The organism is Tepidibacter sp. Z1-5 (assembly GCF_037844525.1).
Classification (GTDB): Bacteria; Bacillota; Clostridia; order Peptostreptococcales; family Peptostreptococcaceae; genus Tepidibacter_A.
In genome coordinates, this window is the sequence record NZ_JBBMMD010000024.1 from 26,719 (window position 1) to 44,156 (window position 17,438).

General features: G+C 29.4%; 18 protein-coding genes and 2 riboswitches. Of the genes, 9 read left to right on the plus strand and 9 right to left on the minus strand.

The genetic code is table 11. The features are described from left to right. Window positions 1–89: 89 nt before the first annotated feature. The 6 genes from WJW32_RS06055 to WJW32_RS06080 form a co-directional block, all read right to left on the minus strand. Complete coding sequence (locus WJW32_RS06055) at window positions 90–299, minus strand: DUF1657 domain-containing protein (RefSeq protein WP_340256439.1); 210 nt, start codon at window positions 297–299, stop codon at window positions 90–92. A gap of 92 nt (window positions 300–391) precedes the next feature. Continuing rightward, window positions 392–745, minus strand: coding sequence for a stage V sporulation protein AE (gene spoVAE / locus WJW32_RS06060; protein WP_340256442.1), 354 nt, complete (start codon window positions 743–745; stop codon window positions 392–394). A gap of 15 nt (window positions 746–760) precedes the next feature. Beyond that, window positions 761–1,765 carry a stage V sporulation protein AD gene (gene spoVAD / locus WJW32_RS06065; RefSeq protein ID WP_340256445.1) on the minus strand — a complete coding sequence of 335 codons (1,005 nt, stop codon included), beginning with the start codon at window positions 1,763–1,765 and terminating at the stop codon, window positions 761–763. Further along, on the minus strand, window positions 1,766–2,245 hold the full coding sequence (gene spoVAC / locus WJW32_RS06070) for a stage V sporulation protein AC (protein ID WP_340256448.1): 480 nt from the start codon (window positions 2,243–2,245) through the stop codon (window positions 1,766–1,768). It abuts the gene before it with no gap. Window positions 2,246–2,259: 14 nt separating this feature from the next. Next, entirely contained in the window at window positions 2,260–3,120 is an 861-nt protein-coding gene (locus WJW32_RS06075) for a DUF421 domain-containing protein (RefSeq protein ID WP_340256451.1), read from the minus strand. 11 nt (window positions 3,121–3,131) lie between these two features. Further along, on the minus strand, window positions 3,132–3,338 hold the full coding sequence (locus tag WJW32_RS06080) for a DUF1657 domain-containing protein (RefSeq protein ID WP_340256454.1): 207 nt from the start codon (window positions 3,336–3,338) through the stop codon (window positions 3,132–3,134). A 177-nt stretch (window positions 3,339–3,515) separates the two neighbouring features. Here WJW32_RS06080 and WJW32_RS06085 point away from each other — a divergent pair, with 177 nt between their 5' ends. From WJW32_RS06085 to WJW32_RS06105, 5 genes are all read left to right on the plus strand, one after another. Further along, window positions 3,516–4,208 (plus strand): DUF421 domain-containing protein, encoded by a 693-nt coding sequence (locus tag WJW32_RS06085; protein ID WP_340256457.1) that lies wholly within the window; start codon window positions 3,516–3,518, stop codon window positions 4,206–4,208. 74 nt (window positions 4,209–4,282) lie between these two features. Next, the gene (locus WJW32_RS06090) at window positions 4,283–4,711 is read left to right on the plus strand and encodes a CBS domain-containing protein (protein ID WP_340256460.1); all 429 of its coding nucleotides are present in this window, start codon (window positions 4,283–4,285) and stop codon (window positions 4,709–4,711) included. A gap of 187 nt (window positions 4,712–4,898) precedes the next feature. Further along, window positions 4,899–6,407 (plus strand): hypothetical protein, encoded by a 1,509-nt coding sequence (locus WJW32_RS06095; protein WP_340256463.1) that lies wholly within the window; start codon window positions 4,899–4,901, stop codon window positions 6,405–6,407. A gap of 163 nt (window positions 6,408–6,570) precedes the next feature. Next, window positions 6,571–7,104, plus strand: coding sequence for a phosphatase PAP2 family protein (locus WJW32_RS06100; protein ID WP_340256466.1), 534 nt, complete (start codon window positions 6,571–6,573; stop codon window positions 7,102–7,104). Window positions 7,105–7,230: 126 nt separating this feature from the next. Continuing rightward, a complete protein-coding gene (locus WJW32_RS06105) occupies window positions 7,231–8,949 on the plus strand; it encodes a flavocytochrome c (RefSeq protein WP_340256469.1) in 1,719 nt (572 codons plus the stop codon). A 100-nt stretch (window positions 8,950–9,049) separates the two neighbouring features. On the opposite strand, the gene WJW32_RS06110 is transcribed toward WJW32_RS06105, so the two are convergent. Further along, the gene (locus WJW32_RS06110) at window positions 9,050–9,583 is read right to left on the minus strand and encodes a cysteine hydrolase family protein (protein WP_340256472.1); all 534 of its coding nucleotides are present in this window, start codon (window positions 9,581–9,583) and stop codon (window positions 9,050–9,052) included. 95 nt (window positions 9,584–9,678) lie between these two features. Between WJW32_RS06110 and WJW32_RS06115 the strand changes: the two genes are divergently transcribed. From WJW32_RS06115 to WJW32_RS06125, 3 genes are all read left to right on the plus strand, one after another. Further along, window positions 9,679–10,341 carry a serine hydrolase domain-containing protein gene (locus WJW32_RS06115; RefSeq protein ID WP_340256475.1) on the plus strand — a complete coding sequence of 221 codons (663 nt, stop codon included), beginning with the start codon at window positions 9,679–9,681 and terminating at the stop codon, window positions 10,339–10,341. Window positions 10,342–10,438: 97 nt separating this feature from the next. Further along, window positions 10,439–11,650 (plus strand): NAD(P)/FAD-dependent oxidoreductase, encoded by a 1,212-nt coding sequence (locus WJW32_RS06120; protein WP_340256477.1) that lies wholly within the window; start codon window positions 10,439–10,441, stop codon window positions 11,648–11,650. 103 nt (window positions 11,651–11,753) lie between these two features. Beyond that, window positions 11,754–11,824: riboswitch (glycine riboswitch) on the plus strand. A gap of 2 nt (window positions 11,825–11,826) precedes the next feature. Beyond that, a riboswitch (glycine riboswitch) is annotated at window positions 11,827–11,909 on the plus strand. Between the two features lie 58 nt (window positions 11,910–11,967). Then, the gene (locus tag WJW32_RS06125) at window positions 11,968–13,347 is read left to right on the plus strand and encodes an alanine/glycine:cation symporter family protein (protein WP_340256480.1); all 1,380 of its coding nucleotides are present in this window, start codon (window positions 11,968–11,970) and stop codon (window positions 13,345–13,347) included. A gap of 33 nt (window positions 13,348–13,380) precedes the next feature. Here the strand turns inward: WJW32_RS06125 and thrB are convergent, their stop codons facing one another. Together thrB and thrC are read right to left on the minus strand one after the other, a co-directional pair. After that, a complete protein-coding gene (gene thrB / locus WJW32_RS06130) occupies window positions 13,381–14,265 on the minus strand; it encodes a homoserine kinase (RefSeq protein WP_340256483.1) in 885 nt (294 codons plus the stop codon). Window positions 14,266–14,274: 9 nt separating this feature from the next. After that, window positions 14,275–15,762 (minus strand): threonine synthase, encoded by a 1,488-nt coding sequence (thrC, locus tag WJW32_RS06135; RefSeq protein ID WP_340256486.1) that lies wholly within the window; start codon window positions 15,760–15,762, stop codon window positions 14,275–14,277. A gap of 283 nt (window positions 15,763–16,045) precedes the next feature. Between thrC and WJW32_RS06140 the strand changes: the two genes are divergently transcribed. Further along, window positions 16,046–17,179 carry an aldo/keto reductase gene (locus WJW32_RS06140; RefSeq protein WP_340256489.1) on the plus strand — a complete coding sequence of 378 codons (1,134 nt, stop codon included), beginning with the start codon at window positions 16,046–16,048 and terminating at the stop codon, window positions 17,177–17,179. The last annotated feature ends 259 nt before the right edge of the window (window positions 17,180–17,438 follow it).

The following is a 17,438-nucleotide window of genomic DNA, read 5'->3' on the forward strand; positions in this document are numbered from 1 at the left end:
GGATATAGAACTTTTAGCTTTCGAATAAAAAATTTAGATTATAGTATTAAAAAATCACATTTCTTGAATTAGAAATGTGATTTTTTATTTTATTGTTCTTGTCTGTATTGAGGTTCTTCATTTTTTACAAATTCAACTCTACCTTGAACTTGTTGTGCAATATCTTCAGCAGTTTGTGATAGTTGATTAAACATTTGTTTTGCATTTTGATCATCAGTATCTAATGCAAAAGTTTTAAACTGTGATGCTAAACCTTTAGCACCTGCCAACGTTTGTTCTAATTTATTTATTGTACTCATTAAAAATCCTCCTCTGTTATTTTTTCATTAAATATTATTTCCTTTTTTCAAAAATATATCATACTAATAAGAAGTTATTTATATAATATTTATTAACCTTTAGGCTTAAAAATTAGAGATGCCATAAATCCAAAGATTATTGCACATGAAATCCCTGCACTGGTAACTTCAAAAATTCCTGTGAGTACACCAATTATACCAGTTCGCTTTGCTTCTGCTAAAGCTCCTTTAACTAAGGCATTTCCAAAACTAGTTATTGGAACAGAAGCTCCTGCTCCTGCAAATTTTATTAAAGGCTCATACCATCCAAATCCTCCAAGTATTGCTCCTACTACAACTAATGTGCTTGTTGTATGAGCAGGAGTAAGTTTAAATATATCAATCATAATTTGTCCAACAACACATATTGATCCACCTACTAAAAATGCCCAAATGAACTTTTCCAATAGTTAAACCTCCTTTTAAGTCATTTCTATGGATACTGCATGAGCTATACAAGGTATACTTTCCTTTTGTTGATATGAAATAGGAGATAGTAAAGCACCTGTTGCCACAATTAATATTCTTTTTAACTCTCCTTTTTTCATACGATTAAGAAAATGTCCATAAGTTACAGTGGCAGAACAGCCGCATCCACTACCACCTGCCATAACAGGTTGATCTTTTTTATATATCATTATTCCGCAATCTGTGAATATTTTAGGCGGAATTTTTAATCCATGTTTAATTAATAAATCTCCTGCAATTTTATGTCCTATTTTTCCAAGATCACCAGTAGCAATAATATCATAATATGATGGATCAATATTTAAATCTCTAAAATGAGCCTGAATTGTATCAACTGCTGCAGGGGCCATAGCAGCTCCCATATTAAATGGATCAGAAAGACCCATATCTATTACTTTTCCAATAGTAGCTGATGTAACACGTGGTCCTTCACCTTGATCTGATAATAAACCTGTTCCAGCTCCAGTTACAGTCCATTGAGCAGTTGGAGGTTTTTGAGAACCATATTCTGTTGGATATCTAAATTGTTTTTCAGCTGAGGCATTATGACTAGATGCACCCGCTAAAACATATTTTGCAGCTTTACTATCAATTAACAAGCTACCCAAAGCTAATCCTTGCATAGCACTAGAACAAGCTCCAAATATACCTAAAAATGGTGCTCCAAGAGTACGAGCAGCGAAAGAACTTGAAATAATTTGATTCATCAAATCTCCACTTAGAAAAAATTGAATATCTTCTTTTTTAAGTCCAGCTTTTTGAATTGTTTTTTCACAAGATTGTTCTAATAGTTTTTTTTCTGCTTTTTCATAACTGTCTTGTCCTAGCCAAATATTATCATGAAGAATATCAAAATCATCAGCTAAATTCCCCTGTGCTTCAAAAGGACCTCCAATAGCAGAAGAAGAAATTATAACTGGTTTTGAATTGAATACCCACGATTGATGTCCTTTTAACATTTACATCCCACCTAACCATTGAATTGTAATTTTTATAAGAGCAACCACAAATGCTGAAAAAACTCCATAAACAATTACTGAACCTGATAATTTAAACATATTTCCGCCTACTCCAAGAACATATCCTTCACTACGATGTTCAATAGCAGCTGAAGCCATGGTATTAGCAAATCCTGTAATAGGAATAATAGTACCGCCTCCAGCCCATTGAGCAATATGATCATACACACCAAATCCAGTAAGCAAAATTGAAATAATAATTAAAACTGCTGTTGCTGGATCTCCTGCTGTTTTTTCTGTAAAATTAAAGTAGTTAATAAATACCCACTGTAGACCTTGTCCTAGAGTACAAATAAATCCACCAACAATAAATGCTCTAAAACAATTGCGGAGAACTTTTCGCTTTGGTTCTCTAGCTTTTGCAAAATCTTGATATTCTTGTTGAATAGGAGTTAGTTTTTTCTTTTTTTTATTAGACATTTAATCATCACCTTCTAATGTAATAAATAAGGTTTTAGTTTTTTTACAATACTTTGAAGCTTTTGTGCATCATTTGAATACATATCTTTTGCTTTTGGGTTTTCTGTTTCTAATGCAAAGCTAAGAAGATCCGCTTGAGTTTTTTCAAGATTAGCATAAATCAATTCTTTTACTTGTGGCTTAGGAATTTGAATAGAATCTTGAAAAAGATCTACATATAAATCCCCAGAAGAATCTACCTGACCAATAAAAATATTATCTAAAGATACGCCTAGACTTTCTAACTGTGTATTTAACCATCCTCGATTTAATCCCCTATTAGTTAGAGCTTCATCAATTATATTCCCATCTAATATCACTGTTTGAGATTCAGTTTGTGGTGAGACTTGTTTTCCTAAATCGTGTGATGTAACAGGTTTTTTGTCTGATTTTAATAGTAGATTAACTTCACCTGTTGATTCCATTAGAGCAAATTCAACATCCATCAAATTAAATACATTTTTAGATCGTAATTCTCTTAATAATTCTTCTCCAGTAAATCTTACTTGACTTAAATTTTCTTCCATAACTTTTCCATTTTTTATTAAAATTGTTTCTTTTCCATACACCCAATCATGAATTAACTTGCTTGCTAAACATAAATAATCGAGACCTATAGTAAATAAAACCCAAACTCCTAAAGCAATAAATCCAAGTGATAAATTTTTAATTATATTTGCTGAAATTAAAGCAACTAAAATTGCAATAACAGTATAACTAACAAAATTAAACGATGTCATCCTAGCTAATTGTCTTTTTCCCATAATTCTAATAAATAGTAAAGTTAACAAAAATAAACCTACTGATCTCATTAATATTTCAATCCAAGCTTTCATATCTACCTCACCTAATAACCTTTATATTGTGGTTCTTCAAATTCTAAAACTTTTATCCTTTCTTCTAAGTCATTAATTATTTCATTAGTTATATCCAGAGCTTCTTTATATGTTTCTTTTGTCTCTTTATCTTGGGATTGTATTGAATATAGCCTTAAAGTACTTTGAGTACCTTTTAAACTAGCTAAAGTTTGCTTTACTTTAGCACCAACAGACATTATTATCATCCTTTCTAGTGTATAAATTACTTTACATCTATTTTTTGCAATTATTAATTATTCATTCATAATACAAATTTTTAATACATTGTAATAATTCCCATATAACACTTTCGGAAAAATGCATACATTAATTTTTATCAGTACATAATAAAAAATAGAATTGAGGTGAAATAAGTGAATATATCACATATATTGAATTTAACTATTGAATTAATTATTGGTTTTTTTGCATTGCTTATGATTACTAAAGTTTTAGGGAAAACCCAAATAAGTCAAATTACTCCATTTGAATTTATATCTGCATTAGTATTAGGAGAGTTAGTAGGAAATGCTATTTATGATAAAGATATTAATATATTCTATATTTTATATGCAGTTTTCTTATGGGCTTTATTATTATATATAATTGAAGTAATAACACAAAAATTTAAAGGAACAAGAAAATTTTTTGAAGGCAAACCTTCTATTATAATTAGAAATGGACAAATTGATTTTAATGAATTAAAAAAAGAAAAACTAGATATAAATGAATTACAAAGTTTATTAAGATCAAAAGATATATTTTCTATTCGTGAAATTCAGTATGCTATTTTAGAAACAAATGGTTCAATTAGTGTTCTAAAAAAATCAAAATATGATAATCCTACAAATGAAGATTTGAATTTATCAGAAAAACCTGTATATTTACCAGTTACATTTATACTAGATGGAGAAGTTTTATGGGATAATGTTAAAGCCTGTGGATTTGATGAAAAATGGCTTGAAAAACAGCTTCACACGAATAAAATGAGCAAAATAAAAGAAATTCTTTATGCTGAATGGAAGAAAGATGAAGGGCTTCATATCGTACAAAAAATTCTTAATTAATTTTTAAAATTTATAAATAAAACTTCTTAAAAAAGAGAAACTAATATTGATTCAAAAAAGAGGAGGTTTTAATTTTGAAAGTAAGAGATATAATGACAAGCGACGTATCATATGTAACAGTAAATGCTGATATAACAAAAGTAGCAGATATTATGAAATCTTTAGATGTTGGAATAGTTCCTGTTTGCGATGAGAATAAAAATCCTGTTGGAGTAATAACAGACAGAGATATAGTTTTAAGAAGTGTTTCTGAGAATAATAATGTCGATCAACATGTAGGAAATATAATGAGTAGAAATATTGTAAGTGTAAATTCTGATACAGATGCTCATGAAGCAGCTGAATTGATGGCACAAAATCAGATAAGAAGATTACCAGTAGTTGAAAATAATAAAATTGTTGGAATTCTTTCTCTAGGTGATTTAGCAAATGTAAATATACATGTGAATGAAGCGGGTGACGCTTTAAGCTCAATTTCAAAACCAGGAAATGAAATGAGATAAAAAACTAAGAACATTAAAGAAAGGAAGCATTTGCTTCCTTTCTTTAATGTTCTTAAAAAAGAGTACAAATTTATAGTTTAGCAACTAGCTTTTTTTTTAATAAATTTAAATTTGACAAATGGAGGAATAAAAAGTAAAATGGCGAATTGTATATTGTATAATATTGGAAAAGAAAGAGGTGGTTTATATGTCAAGAAAACTTATTATAGTTGCTAGCATTTTATTTGTATTGTGTCCTATTTGTTCTTTTGCACAGGATGTATCCGTATCGTTACCGAGATATAGTGTTGTATTAAATGATTCTAAGGTGGATAATGCTCATTCAAAATATCCTCTTGTAGTGTATAAAGGTATTACGTATTTTCCTATGACATTTTATCAGTGTAGATTTATGGGAATTGAGAGTAAGTGGACAAATGAGGATGGTCTTGAGATAAATAAGAGTGGGGTTATAGGAGAGTATAGGCCAGAGTTAATAAAATCTAAAAATAATAGAACATATACAGCGAGTATTGCTGATTTTAATATAAAGGTCAATGCAAAGAGTGTAGATAATTCCAATGAGGAGTATCCATTACTTGTGTTCAATAATGTGACTTATTTTCCTATGACGTGGAAATTTGCAGTTGATGAATTTGGTTGGGATTATAAATTTGATTCTAAGAAAGGATTATATATAAAGTCGCGTAATTTAGAAGTTAAAAAGTTGGAGCTACCTTATAAGGATGAATATAGTAATCTATGTATGTATAATGGATATTATTATTATGTTGCAAATATTAAAAATAAGAAATATGTATATAGTGCAAAAGTAGATAATGTTAAAAAAACATCTAAACTATATTATTTAAAAGGTGATTATCTAAGCGGTGTTTATTTTTTCAAACAAGATGAAGGAATTTATTTTACATATCATTTAGGTAGTGCTTCAATGGGAAGTGATTATACATACAAGATAAATAAGGATAATGCAGTTGAATATGTTACGAGTGGATTCAGTGATTATATAAAATATAAAGATCGCATAATATGCTATGACTATGGACCATTAGTTTCGCATGGTAATTTATATTATGAAGAAGAAGACTATAAAAGAGAATACATAGGAAATAAAGATTATAAGTATGGAAGGTATGGATCAAGTATAAAAATTATAGGCGATGATATGTATGTAACTGCATATAAACCAGATAGTAATAATGATGAGAATAAAATATATAAGATAAATATGAATACTAATGAAATGAAACAGTTAAGTTCCATTGAAGCTCATGAATTTTATATAGCTGATGATAAAATTTACTTTAAATCAGATAATGATAAAAAGCTTTACTCTATGGGATTAAATGGTGAAAATCAAAGTGTAGTTATAGATGGGGATGTAGGTTGGTTTAAGATTGATAATGATATAATATATTATATATCAGATAAAACAGAGGAGATATTTTATAAGAAAATAGGACAAGAGCCTAAATTACTTATGAAAAAACAGAAGGTAGTTGGAATAGATTTAAGAAGTGATTATATAATATGCGAATTACGAGATAAAGAAGATTATGGGATTGTAGTGTTTGATAAAAATCAAAATGTAGTATTTAAAACTTCAGATAAGGTAGACTCTTATTGGAATGATGGAGATTATATTATATACAACACGTATGATACTAATAATAATTATAGGGTTAAGTTAAAGTAATTATTAAAATATTTAGGTGGATAGGGAGAGGTGGAATAAATTCTAATAAGATTTCTTCGTGGCATTAGCATATTAGATTGATGAAGTGATTTTTTTCACTATGATAACAAAATAGTATATAATCTTAATAAGAAAAAATAGTTATCCGAAAAGGTGGAAATAAATGTTTGAGACAATACAGAATATCGATTTAGAAATATTAAGCTACATTCAAGAAGTTATAAGTAATACAGTTCTAAACAAACTAATGATTTTCATGACTATATTAGGAGATAAAGGTATAATGTGGATTGTTATTTCATTATTTCTAGTAATTAATAAGAAAACTAGAAGGGTTGGAATTATGGCAATGACAGCATTGATTTTAACAGGAATTTTAGGTGAAGGATTGATTAAGCCTTTAGTGAAACGTGCTAGGCCATTTGTTGATCATCCAACTTTTAATTTAATAATAAAAGCTCCTTCCACGTATTCATTTCCTTCGGGCCATACTGCATCATCATTTGCAGTAGCTGGTATTTTAGCAAAAGAATTAAAACAGTATGGAATAGTGTTTTTAGTATTAGCTACATTAATAACTTTTTCAAGATTATATTTATTTGTCCATTATCCATCTGATGTTGTTGTAGGTATTATGATGGGATTAACGTGTGCTTGGATTACTAATAAGGTATTTAATAGAAAAGAAAAATTTTAAGGAGAGTAGAGATACTCTTCTTTTTGTGTAAGTAAATATAAATTGACCGAATCTTTATATGAAGGTATAATCTAATATGTTGAAAAATGGTTGGACATAAAACTAATAACATTTAGGAGGTAAGACATGCAGTATAAAGATGGTAAATATATAGGCATAGGAAATGGATATGGAGGAAGTATAGAAATTCAAGTTGAGATACTTGAGAATAAGATAAATAATATAACAGTAATAAATCATAACGAAACAAAGATTATATCAGATCCAGCATTTGAGCATGTTATTAAAAATATAATAGAAAAAAATACTATTTTAGTTCCTAATGTATCGGGTTGCTCTATGAGTTCTAGAGGAATTAGAGAAGCTGTAAAGAATGCTTTAATAAAAGCTGGTGCGGAAAAAGAAGAATTAGAAGTTCTAATATTAGAATCAGAGAATCTTGAGAAGATTAATGGAAAGAAAAAAATTCTGAATTCTGTAGAAAAATTTGATGTAGTAGTTGTTGGTGGAGGTGGAGCAGGTCTTTCAGCGGCAATTTCAGCAGCAGATAATGGAGCAAAAGTAGTATTATTAGAAAAAATGAATAACCTAGGTGGAAATACACTAGTATCTATGGGTGGAGTTAATATTCCTGAAAATGATGAACAAAAAGAAAATGAAATAATAGATAGTAAAGAAAGTTTCTATAATGATATACTTCAAGGTGGAGATCAAGAGAATTATTTAGATCAAGTTGATATTCTTGTACAAAATGCTTTAGATACATATAGATGGTTAAAGGAAGTTGTAGAAGTGGAGTTTAAACCGAAGAAGCTTATACATTTTGGAGGACACAAGGTTCCAAGAGCTTCAGTGTTTAAAGGAAAATATGCGATAGAGCTTATATCTAAACTAAAAACTAAGGCTTTATCTCTTGGGGTAGAGATTATAACTGGAGTAGATTGTAAAAATTTAATTTGTGATGATAATGGAAGAGTAGTTGGGGTGAAAGCTGTAATTGATGAAAAAGAGATTACTTTCAGTGGTGAATACGGAGTTATACTTGCAACTGGAGGATTTAGTGGAAATGTTGAAATGAGGAAAAAATATAATCCTAAGCTTGATGATAGATATAAGACGACTAATGTTAGTGGTGTAACAGGTCATGGTCACGTTATGAGTCAGGAGCTTGGAGCTAAATTTATTCATATGAACTATATTCAAACTTTCCCGATTTCTAATCCAAATACAGGAGAACTTTCTCATGTTGGTGGTTCTAGATTTGACGGAGCTATATTAGTGAATAAAGATGGAAAAAGATTTGTAGAAGAGTTAGACAGAAGAGATGTTGTTTCTGAAAATATATTAGCTCAAGAGGGACAAGTTGCTTATTTGATTTGGTCAAAAGAAATTGAGAAAATAGGAAATGGAACAATAAATCATGAGGCTGAAGTAAAAAGACTTATGAAAGACAATCTTTTTGGGGAGTTCAAAACTATAGAAGATGGAGCTAAATTCTTCGAAATAGATAAAGATATTTTAAGAAACACTCTAGAATCTTACAATAATTATGTACAAAATGGTAAAGACGAAGAGTTTAATAGAAGAGGGAATTTAGTATCAATAAGTGAAGGTCCTTATTATATTCAAGTAGTCGCTCCAGCAGTTCACCATACAATGGGTGGTGTAAGGATTAACGATAAAAATCAAGTAGAAAAAGAAGATAAAACTATAATTCAGGGACTATATGCTGCTGGAGAAATAGTAGGAGGAACTCATGGTACTAATAGGCTTGGAGGAAATGCTATAACAGAAGTTTTAGTATTTGGAAAAAGAACTGGAGAAAGTATTGTAAGTAATAAATAGCAAAAATGGATATACTAAAAAATAGTTTTATTAAATAATATTAAAAAAATCCCTATAAATAGGGATTTTTGAATTTCTCGCGAAATAAATTTGTTGAAATTCAACTGAAATCTATTTCATTAGTAGTCTTCAGTTCTACAAATCTTTCACCTAAAATATTGTTGTGGTGCTCTATAATTTGAGAAGAACTCAATACTTTACTATCGAAAGTGCTATGGGCATCTTTAACTAAAATATTTTCATACCCCATACTAAATGCCCTTCTACAAGTAGTATCTATACAAAATTCTGTTTGCATACCAGCAATAACTAATTTGCTAATTTCTTGTTTTTTCAATACATCATTTAGAACTGTTTGGTAGAAAGAATCCCATGTCTTTTTCTCTACAATTGTTTCTGATTCTAATGGTTCGACTCTAGGGTGTATTTTCCAAGTTGATTTTCCTCTGCCGAACTCATCATCATATTTTCCAGTATGTTGAACAAATATTACTGGAGTATTAGTTGAACGAGCTTTTTGTAATAACTTATAGATATTATCTAATACTTTTTCACAGTTGTACAACTTAGCATCTTCATATGAAAACATTGCAACTTGTACATCTACAATCAATAATGCTGTCTTATTATTCATTGAACCAACTCCTATTTTATTTTTTATTGTATTTAATACAATGATTATCAGATTATTCCATTCAAATAGTATACACTAAATATATGAATTAAAAAATGAAATTTTCTCCAGGGGACAAATTTGATTATAATAATGCTGGATACATACTGTTAGGATTGATAATTGAACAGCAGACAGGAATGAAATTCCAAGATTATATACAAAAAAATATATTTAAGATATGTAATATGGATGATTCAGGCTATTTTTCACTGGATAAATTACCAGAAAGATGTGCATATGGTTATATTGAAGATGAAGAAAATAATACATGGAGAACAAATATGTATTCTATACCTATTATAGGAGGTCCTGATGGAGGAGCATTTGTTACAGCTTTACATATGACAAAAATTTGGAAAGTTTTATTTGATAATAAAATATTAGACAAGGATATTACTGAAAAACTATTAACACCGCAAGCAAATTGTGCAGATGGTTGGTACTATGGTTTTGGTGTATGGATTGTAAAAAAGGAAGAAAGAATTTATAAGTATTGTATTATGGGAAGTGATCCAGGTGTAAGCTTTAGATCATCAGTATATAAAGATGAAAATATTCAAATTAATGTTTTAGGTAATACAGATTGGGGAGGGTGTACTATTACTAAAAGAATAGAGGAAGAACTTAAGTTAGATGAAAAGAATATAAGTTTCATCATATATGAAAACTATAATAGTGAAGTAAAAAAATTATTAAATAAATATATACAAGTATAAAGTATTTATATGTATTATAGATACTTTTTTAGAATTGAAATTAAATTCTAAGGTTAAACTATCTGTATAAAAATATAGATAGTTAGGAGTGAAATTAATGCAGGAATATGTAAAAGGAAAACCTATATTTACTAGTATAAATAATATCAATAATCAATACCCGTATTTAACGGAGGATTTAGAAACTGACGTAATAATTGTAGGTGGTGGAGTAACTGGAAGTATATGCTCTTATTATATGTCTAAAAATAATATAAAATCTGTAGTGATTGAAAAAGGTAGAATAGCTCATGGAAGTACTAGTGTTACAACATCTCTTTTACAATATGAATTAGATGAAAATGCATCTGAACTTAGAGAGACTATTGAAAGCAAAGATATTGTAAGAGCATACGAACTTGGACTGTGTGCTTTAAAAGAAATAGAAAAATTCGTAGATGAATATGGTAATAAGTGTGATTACATAAAGAGAGATACATTACTTTATACAGCTAAAAACCTTGAAAAAAATGGTATTAAAGAAGAGTATAAATTTAGAAAAGAGAATGGATTTAATGTTGAATATATAGATGAGTCAGATAATCTGTATAATTTTGACTTAAAGGCTGGACTATTGTCAAAAGAAGGAGGAGCTGAGATTGATCCATATAAATTTACTAATCACCTTCTTGAAGTGAGTATGAAAAAAGGTGCCCTTGTGTATGAAAATACTGAGGCGAAAAAAATAGAATATTTAAATAAAGGGGTAACTGTTCATACATCTTACGGATATAAGATTAGGGCAAAAAAAGTAATTGTTGCTACAGGGTATAATACTAGCTTGTTTACGAATGAAAATTTTGGAACTAAGTATAATACATTTAATATAGCTACTAAACCAGTCAAAGAGATTATAGGGTGGAAAGATAGAGTATTGATTAGAGATAATTCGGATCCATACAATTACCTTAGAACTACAAAAGACAACAGGTTGATTATAGGTGGAGAAGATGTGGAGTTTAAAGAAATAGAAAATGAGGATATAGCTTGTGCAAAATATTCTATTTTAGAACAAAGGCTTAAATCTATGTTTAAATATATAGATGATATAGAGGTGGAGTATAAATACTGTGGATGTTTTGAAACGACTAAAGATAACTTGGGATATATTGGACCTGATAAAAAACATGAGAATCTATGGTATTGTCTAGGGTATGGAGCTAATGGAATATTATTTGCTATCTTAGGTGGTATTATGTTGAGTAAATTATATTATAATGAAAAAGATCAGGATATGAGATTGTTTCAGATAAATCGATTTGATAATTAAAGTGTATTACAAAAAAACAAAGTATTATATTATTGACAATTCAAAATGAAAATAATATAATACTTTCTTAATAAGACAAACAAAAATTTAATAGATGTTTTGGATGAAGGCAGCGGGAGAGCGCAATATCACCGAAGAAGTAAATCTTTCAGGTAAAAGGACCGTTGTTGGACAAATCTCTGGAGAGACTCTACGGAGCACCGAAGGAGCAAACTACATTTAATTATGTATGTGAAACTCTCAGGTAAAAGGACAGGGAAATTTTTTCCCCGCTTTTTAAAATTAAGTTACAATAATAAAAGCAGGAGGTAAATGTTATGAATCAAATTAATCAAGTTGCACAATCTATCAATTCTTTTATATGGGGACCACCACTTCTCATATTACTCGTTGGTACGGGTATCTACTTATCATTTAAACTAGGTTTTTTACAAATATTCAAACTTCCATTAGCACTTAAATATCTTTTTTCTGAAGATCCTGAAGCAAAAGACATGAAGGCAAAAGGTGATGTATCTGCTTTTGCAGCTGTATGTACAGCTTTATCAGCCACTATAGGTACAGGAAATATAGTCGGGGTTGCTACGGCAATAAGACTTGGAGGACCTGGAGCTTTATTTTGGATGTGGGTAGCTGCATTTTTTGGTATGGCTACAAAATATGCAGAATCACTTTTAGCAGTTAAATATAGAGTTGTAGATGATAATGGGCAGATGTCAGGAGGCCCTATGTATTATATTGAGAGAGGATTAAAAAATAAGTTTCTTGCAAAATGTTTTGCTGTATTTGGAATAGGTGTTGCTTTCTTTGGTATAGGAACATTTGCACAAGTAAATTCTATAACATCAGCTGTTGAGATAGCTTTTAATGTTCCGGTTATATTAACAGGAATAATACTTACTGTATTTGTTGCTATGGTTACTCTTGGAGGAATAAAGAGTATAGCGAAGGTTTCGCAGGTTATAGTTCCTTTTATGGCTGTATCATATATAATTTGTACATTAATAATACTTTTGTTAAATGCAGGTCAAATTCCTGAGACAATAAGTATTATAATTAAAAGTGCTTTTAGCCCAACAGCTGCGGCTGGTGGATTTGCAGGATCAACAGTTGCACTTGCACTAAAGAGTGGGGTATCAAGAGGTGTATTCTCAAATGAATCAGGACTTGGTTCTGCTCCTATAGCTGCAGCTGCTGCTAAGACTAATTCTTGCGTAAGACAAGGTTTAGTTCAGATGACAGGTACATTCTTTGATACTATAATAGTATGTACAATGACAGGTTTAACTTTAGTTCTTACGGGTATGTGGAGTAATCCAAATGTTGAAGGTGCTGCTGCTACAACTGCTGCATTTAGAGCTGGACTTCCTACTATGCCTATAGTTGGAGAATTAATAGTTACTATAGGACTTATATTCTTTGCTTTTACTACTATACTTGGTTGGAATTATTATGGAGAGAGATGTACTGAGTATTTATTTGGAGTTAAAGGAATAAAACCTTATAAATATATATTTATATTCCTTGTTGCTATAGGTCCTTTCTTAAAGCTTAGCTTAATATGGACAGTAGCTGATATAGTTAATGGACTTATGGCTATACCAAATCTTATAGCCATAATAGGACTTAGTGGAGTTATATCTGCAGAAACTAAGATGTATTTCGATGAATTGAAAAAACAAAAACAAGCATCTTAAAAAATAAAACTCGATGGATTTGATCCATCGAGTTTATTTGTATATATCTATTTCATTATTGTCTATATTGAGTTCTTTTATATTCCAAGTATTATCTAAAGTAGAAGTATATTCTTTAATTTTATCATAAAAACTTATATCATCTTCTTTAATCATCGCCATTATAGTTGGACCAGCACCGCTTAAAAATACTCCTACACTGTTTAAATTTTCACATTTTTTTATTATATTATCATAGTCTTTAATTAAGCTTCCTCTATACTTTTGATGAAGGTTATCTTTACATGCAAGTTTAATCAAATCAAATTGACCGTTAATTAAAGCAGATACCATAAGAGAAACTCTTCCTACATTAAAAACACCATCTTTATAAGGTATTTCACTTGGTAAAACTGCTCTTGATTTTTCTGTAGATAATTTAAAGTCAGGTATTAGTGCACAAAACTTTAATCCTTTTGGGATATTTATTTTACTGCAATATATGTCAGTTTCTTCCTTAATAGAAGTAACCATTCCTCCGAGTAGTGCAGGTGCTACGTTATCTGGATGACCTTCAATTTCTGATGCGATTTTTAATATTTCATCTTTATTTAATTTGCTACCAGCTATTTTATTAGCTGCAATTATTCCTCCTAGTACACAAGATGCACTACTTCCAAGTCCTCGAGATATAGGAATATCATTTTCTATTTTGATTTTTATACCTTTATGTTTGTATCCTATTTTTTCAAAGCATTTTTTCATGGATTTGTATATTAGATTATCTTCATTACAATATTCATCGTCACAACCTTCTATTATAAGACCATCTTCTATTTCTTCAATAAAAAAGTTATTATATATATCAAGGGCTATTCCTAGACAATCAAATCCAGGACCTACATTAGCAGTCGTTGCTGGTATTCTTACATTTATCATATTAATCACCTACACATTCAATATATTATTAATAATAGATTTCATTTTATCTTTTTTACAAATACTACAGTGAACTACTCTTTTGCTTTTTAGTTCTTGTATAGCTTTAGGAATTTCTATATTCGATATATTGGATAATTTATCTATTAATCCAAAGTCAGATAATACATCATAGTTGTTATCTATTGACTTTATAACACTTTCTGGAAATTTAAATGGGCTAGCCGTTGATGCAATTATAGTCTTTGTAGAATCATTAGTTTTTTGTCTGTATTTTTGATAAACACAGTAAGCTACGCTTGTATGCGTGTCTATTACATAGTTAAAATCGTTGTAAACTTCTTTTATAGTTGATGAAGTTTCTTCTTGGGTTGCAAAGTCAGCATAAAAGTGATTTAGTTTATTTTTCATATTTTCATCTATCTCGTATATTCCATTAGTTTTTAATTCTTCCATAAGATTTCTTACTAAGTATGGATTATCACTGCTTATTTCATATAACAGCCTTTCTAGATTGCTGGATATTAGAATATCCATAGAAGGAGATGAAGTAAGCTTAAATTCTCGTCTTATATCATAAACTCCTGTATTTATAAAGTCACATAAAACATTGTTTTCATTTGAAGCACATATTAGTTTATTTATAGGAAGCCCCATATTTTTAGCGTAAAAAGCAGCTAGTATGTTCCCGAAGTTTCCAGTTGGAACAACTACGTTTATTTTTTCGTTTTCTTGTATATCTCTGCTTTTCAATAGTTGAACATATGAATTCACATAATATACTATTTGTGGAACTAATCTTCCTATATTTATAGAGTTAGCGGATGAAAGTATATAGTTTTTATTAGATAATAGATTATTGAATTTTTTGTCTGAAAAAATTTCTTTAACACCTCTTTGAGCATCATCAAAGTTACCATCTATACCTATTACATGAGTATTTTTACCATCTTGAGTAACCATCTGTTTTTCTTGGATTGTGCTTACTCCTTTTTTAGGATAAAAAACTATTATTTGAGTTTTTTCTACGTTATTAAATCCCTCTAGTGCAGCTTTTCCTGTGTCTCCAGAGGTAGCTGTTAATATAACTATTTCTTTTTGTATATTTAAATTTTTACAAGAAGCTTTTAAAAGATGGGGAAGTATAGATAGCGCCATATCTTTAAAAGCGAGAGTAGATCCGTGATAAAGTTCCAAAAAGTAATTGTTGTCTATTTTTTTTAGTGGAGCTATTAAATTAGAGCTAAATTTATCGTCATAAGCATTATCTATGCAGTTTTTCAAAGTCAACTCATCAAAGTCTGTAAAAAATTTATTTATTATATAAAAAGCAATTTCTTTATAATTCATAGTCATCATGTCTTTAAAAGCTATATCTATATAAGGAAATTCTGTAGGTACGTATAAGCCACCATCATTTGCTAAGCCTTTTAATATAGCATGCGAAGAGGTGACCTTACTGTTATCTCCTCTTGTACTTTTGTATAAAACATTCATATAATATCACCTCTTAAATAGATTTTAAATTAATAATATAATACAATGTATACTTCGAAAATACAAGTGTTTTTTATACATAAACAAAAAAATTTAAATTGGTTTCCAAGTGATGTTCTATTTAGAAGTAAAGTATATATATTTAAAATTATAATGTTATAATTTAATTACTTAAATAAGCATATATTTAAAAGGAAAATTAAAAGATATATTAGATTATTTAAGTAGATAATATAGAGAGTATCTACGAGATGCTATTTACATTAGAAAGGACGTGATAATAATGTTATATAGAAAATTTGGAAAGACTAATGAAGAGGTATCTATATTAGGGTTTGGTTGTATGCGATTTCCTGTTATAGATGGGAAGAGTGACCAGATAAATGAAGAAGAAGCTATTAAGCAAATAAGATATGCTATAGATAATGGTGTTAACTATATTGATACAGCGTATCCTTATCATGAAGGTATGAGTGAAATCGTTACAGGTAAGGCACTTAAGGATGGGTATAGAGAAAAGGTATTTTTGGCTACTAAGCTTCCATCTTGGCTTATAAAAAGTAGAGAGGATATGGATAAGTACTTAAATGAACAGCTTGAAAAGTTGGGAACTGATTATATAGATTTTTATTTGGTACATACTCTTACTAAAAATTTATGGTCTAGTTTAAAGGAACATGATATATTTGATTTTCTAGATACTATAGTCAAGGATGGCAGAGTTAAGCATATTGGATTCTCTTTTCATGATGAATTTCCTATTTTTAAAGAAATAGTTGATGCATATGATTGGGAGTTTTGCCAGATACAATATAATTTTATGGATGAAAATTATCAAGCTGGAAAAGAAGGACTTAAGTATGCAAGTGATAAGGGCTTAGGGGTTGTTATAATGGAGCCTTTAAGAGGTGGAAGTCTTGCTAGAAATATTCCAGATGATATACAATCTGTATGGGATAAAGCTGATGTTAAGAGAAGTCCTGCAGAGTGGGGATTTAAATTTTTATGGGATCAACCTGAGGTAAGTGTAGTGCTTAGCGGTATGAATGATATGAACCATATAGATGAGAATATAAAGACTGCAAGTGATACTTATGAAAATTCACTTACTGAAAAAGAAAAAGAGTTAATAGATGAGGTGAAAAATATTTATTTAAACAGAATGGTAGTAAATTGTACTGATTGTAAGTATTGTATGCCATGTCCAGCTGGTGTTAATATACCTAAAAACTTTGAAATCTTAAATGGTGCTTCTATGTATAACGATGTTGAACATTTTAAATGTATGTACAATGATTTTGTTGGTTATAAAGAAAAAGCTCTTAACTGTGTAGCGTGTGGTAAGTGTGAAGAAGCGTGTCCGCAGCATATACATATAATAGATAGTCTTAAGAGTGTTAGAGAATTGTTTGAGTAAAAAACAGATAAATATATTTAAATTTCGTAAATAACCTGCCGAAAGGCAGGTTATTTTGTTATTAAATAAATTATATTTCATTTAATGGGGAATTTATTTCTAAGGAATTTTTAGGCAAACAAAAAAATATATTGACGAAACATGTACGTACAGGGTATAATTGTTTTACAGACAGCTTGTACGTACATGACGGAAGAGAAAACGTTATCCGGAATTGAAAAAGGCTTACAAAAAAAGATTATAAGGGAGGTAATTATAT